The organism is Oleiphilus sp. HI0123 (assembly GCF_001635315.1).
The window spans coordinates 1-3,409 of sequence record NZ_LWGE01001505.1 but is presented as its reverse complement, the minus strand read 5'-3'; the positions used below and the strand labels follow the sequence as shown (position 1 = coordinate 3,409).

Genomic DNA, 3,409 nt, shown 5'->3' with positions numbered 1-3,409 from the left:
ACTGTAAAGCCAACGATGCAGCTTAACAGCCTGGCTGATTGTCCAGGCTAAGTAGGCAAAGCAGCCAATCGCGAGAACCCACGCTAATTCCCCAATCAGCAGGCCAAGTACCAGCAAGCCAATCACAGCCCAAAAAAGGGAGTATAAGTGACCGATGATTCGTTTGTGCATAACCTTATGCTCCAGCACAGGAAGACAGATTCATTCTCTGATTCAATAGTTTGCCATTAAAACGCAAACGGTACAGAGAGTGTGCACCCTTCGTCAATGATCGAAGTCATGTGCATGAAAAATCGAGCTCCTTGCCACCTTTCTTATTTTATAACAAAGTTACCAATGCTCAAGCGCTATGCAGCACCTTGAGCAGAAAAACGATAGCCAGTACCTCGAACAGTTTGAACCAGGTATTCATGCCTTTCACCTAATGCCTTGCGAAGGCGCCGAATATGAACATCAACGGTTCGATCTTCAACATAGACATTGCCACCCCAAACTTGATCAAGTAGCTGGGAACGGCTATAAACGCGGTCTTGATGCGTCATAAAGAACTGCAGTAGCTTAAACTCAGTTGGCCCCATGCTCAGCAAATTATTGTGAGCGGTAACGCGATGACAAACTGGGTCAAGTACCAATCCATCTATTTCGATTTCACTTTCGACACCCGCAGGCGTCGCACGACGAAGTACAGCTTTAAGACGAGCAACCAATTCACGAGGAGAAAAAGGCTTAGTAATATAGTCGTCGGCACCGACTTCCAAACCCTGTACTTTATTATCCTCTTCGGTTTTAGCTGTCAGCATAATAATAGGGATATCACTGGTCGCTTCATTGCGTTTCAAGCGTCTTGCCAATTCAATTCCGCTAGTGCCTGGCAACATCCAATCAAGTAAAATCATATCGGGACGTTGATCCACAATAGCAATAAATGCATCCTGCGCATTTGAAGCTTCGATACAATTGTAATCAGCCATTTCTAAAGCAACAGCAATCATTTCTCTGATTGATGCTTCATCATCAACAATTAATACGGTTTTTTCTGACATAGTACTTACTCCAAAAATCAAACTGTATTAAAACGGCAAGCTGTTACAGTTTTATGACACTACACTGTAAGCCTATGCTGAGAACCTAATGAGCGCTCCTTTTTGCGAAGTTTTACAATTCACCTGACATAAAAGTCTAGAAACAGTCCCAGGAATAAAACCATACCCACCCAGTTATTGTTCAAAAACGCCTTAAAGCACTCATCTCTGTCACGATGGCGAATCAAGTGCTGCTGATATACAAATAGTACCGACGCAACGACAATACTCAGAAAGTAAAACTGCCCCATTTCAAGCTGTTCACCTAACAAGCTCAGCGTCAATATCACCAAAACCTGCAAAAATGCGATAATCGCCCGATCAGCCGAACCAAATAAGATGGCCGTGGATTTAACGCCGATTTTGATATCATCATCCCTATCGACCATGGCATACATCGTATCATAAGCAACGGTCCACAAGACTGTTGCCATATAGATCAACCAGATATGCGCAGGCAGTTCATTCACTTGCGCGGCATAAGCCATAGGAACGGACCAGGCAAATGCAGCACCTAAGACCACCTGTGGTAAATAAGTATAGCGCTTCATGAAGGGATAAGCAGAAGCAAGTGCGAGTGCACCAAATGAAAGGTAAATTGTCAGTTCATTGGTAAACAAAACCAGGATGAAAGACAACAGACATAAAACGGCGAAAAAGATCAAAGCCTGTTTTGCACTCACCCGCCCCGTCACCAGAGGGCGAGCTTCAGTGCGCTTTACATGACCGTCTATTTTTCTATCCGCAAAGTCATTGATTACGCAGCCTGCCGAGCGCATGAAAACAGAGCCGGCGATAAAAATAGCTAACACATCCATAGCTGGTATGCCCTCGGCAGCAAACCATAATGCCCAAAGCGTTGGCCACAAAACCAGATAAATACCTATAGGCTTATCCAACCTCGCAAGCCTTACGTAGTCCATTGCAACACTTGCAAACGCGGGTTTACTCTGAGTATTCATATGCCTATTTCTCTCGTTTGCTTGCCTCAAATACCCGAGGCATAAATAGTTCGCTCACCAGCAATGGTTTCTGACGAAGAAAAAATACCGAGCGCCGCCCAAATACGGGTTCTTTAAACTGTTTCACCAAGGAGACACTTTCAAGCTTACTACGCGTCATAACTCTGGATTTAAACAGAAATGCGCCTAAAGGCTTATCTCCCAAATACTGAAGCTGTCTTTCATAACCACTTAGCGTTGTTTTCGGAATAATACTGCGCGCTATCACCCATACTTCTCCGAAACAAAGCAGCTCAACTTCCCTGACCAGCGCTTTCTGACGCTCTCTCACTTTTAGTATCCGCCTCTCCTCAAGACTTGGTACAGCCCAGCCTTGATAAGTGACACGCACACTAAAGTTATTATTTGATGCTTCGATAAGCCTCTTGGTAAGTGAACCTTGATCAAAGACCCAGGAACCATATTGTTTAGGCACTTTCCAGTCGGGTATCCGCCGAGCGGCTGGCTTTAGCATCACATGCCCTTAACTGCGTAAATACCCGGCGCATTCCGCCAATAGCCTTGATAATCCATACCAAAACCAAAAACAAAACGATCCTCAACATTTAAACAAGTATAGTCAGCGAGCAGATCCTTGGTCGCCTTTCTGTCATGTTGCTTATCCAATAAAACCGTCGTCAGAACACGCGCTGCACCTTGCTGCCGACAATAATCCTGTACATGTAAGAGGGTATGCCCTTCATCAAGGATATCATCAACCAGAAGAACGGTTCGGCCCGACAGTGCTTTTACCGGCTTAGCCAGCCAGTCCAAGCGGCTGCCAGAGGTTTCATTCCCATATCGGGTAGCGTGTAAATAATCCAGCTCTAGTGGAAAATTCAAATGAGCGAGTAAGTGACCACAGTACACCAAACCGCCATTCATAATTGAAATAACCAGAGGGTTGTCGGTCGCTAAGTCTTGCTCAATATCTTTGGCTGTCTTTTCAATTGCATCACTTAGCTCAGACATATCGATTAGGCAGTCGGCCTCATTAAAGACTTTCTGGGCTTCGACGGTTTTGGTATTGGACATAGATCTTCCTGATAAAATGGCTGTGCAGATTATATCTGTGAGCCTGCCTGGCCGCAAAGTTACTATCGCTGAAATAGTGAAAGATTTGTGCTGATCGAGCTGATTCGGTAAATTAGCCCGCTAAGTGAATGAGGCAACATTTATTCTCTAAACTAGAATCTTCTCTTCGCATAAGCAAGCGGGCGCTAGTGTAAACCAGAGAGGCATGTTTGTATGCATTCGAAAGGCAAGTAACATTTTGATAATACAGGTATAAAGAATGAAGAAGTGGCAATGCGTAGTCTGCGGATT

At 44.6% G+C, this 3,409-nt stretch carries 5 protein-coding genes; all 5 read right to left on the bottom strand.

What is annotated here, in order from left to right; genetic code table 11:
* On the bottom strand, window positions 1-171 hold a 171-nt coding region (locus tag A3761_RS29080; protein WP_156491976.1), incomplete at its 3' end, for a phosphate regulon sensor protein PhoR.
* 176 nt (window positions 172-347) lie between these two features.
* Window positions 348-1,043, bottom strand: coding sequence for a phosphate regulon transcriptional regulator PhoB (gene phoB / locus A3761_RS19905; RefSeq protein WP_068510058.1), 696 nt, complete (start codon window positions 1,041-1,043; stop codon window positions 348-350).
* A gap of 119 nt (window positions 1,044-1,162) precedes the next feature.
* Window positions 1,163-2,044, bottom strand: coding sequence for a 4-hydroxybenzoate octaprenyltransferase (ubiA, locus tag A3761_RS19900; RefSeq protein ID WP_068510056.1), 882 nt, complete (start codon window positions 2,042-2,044; stop codon window positions 1,163-1,165).
* A gap of 4 nt (window positions 2,045-2,048) precedes the next feature.
* On the bottom strand, window positions 2,049-2,558 hold the full coding sequence (locus A3761_RS19895; RefSeq protein ID WP_068552536.1) for a chorismate lyase: 510 nt from the start codon (window positions 2,556-2,558) through the stop codon (window positions 2,049-2,051).
* On the bottom strand, window positions 2,558-3,118 hold the full coding sequence (locus A3761_RS19890) for a hypoxanthine-guanine phosphoribosyltransferase (protein WP_068552532.1): 561 nt from the start codon (window positions 3,116-3,118) through the stop codon (window positions 2,558-2,560). The genes A3761_RS19895 and A3761_RS19890 overlap by 1 nt, the downstream gene beginning before the upstream one ends.
* Window positions 3,119-3,409: the final 291 nt, after the last annotated feature.

Coding starts and splice junctions, on each gene's coding strand:
- ubiA (WP_068510056.1), bottom strand. CDS start 2,044: ATGAATACTCAGAGTAAACCCGCGTTTGCAAGTGTTGCAATGGACTAC.
- phoB (WP_068510058.1), bottom strand. CDS start 1,043: ATGTCAGAAAAAACCGTATTAATTGTTGATGATGAAGCATCAATCAGA.
- A3761_RS19890 (WP_068552532.1), bottom strand. CDS start 3,118: ATGTCCAATACCAAAACCGTCGAAGCCCAGAAAGTCTTTAATGAGGCC.
- A3761_RS19895 (WP_068552536.1), bottom strand. CDS start 2,558: ATGCTAAAGCCAGCCGCTCGGCGGATACCCGACTGGAAAGTGCCTAAA.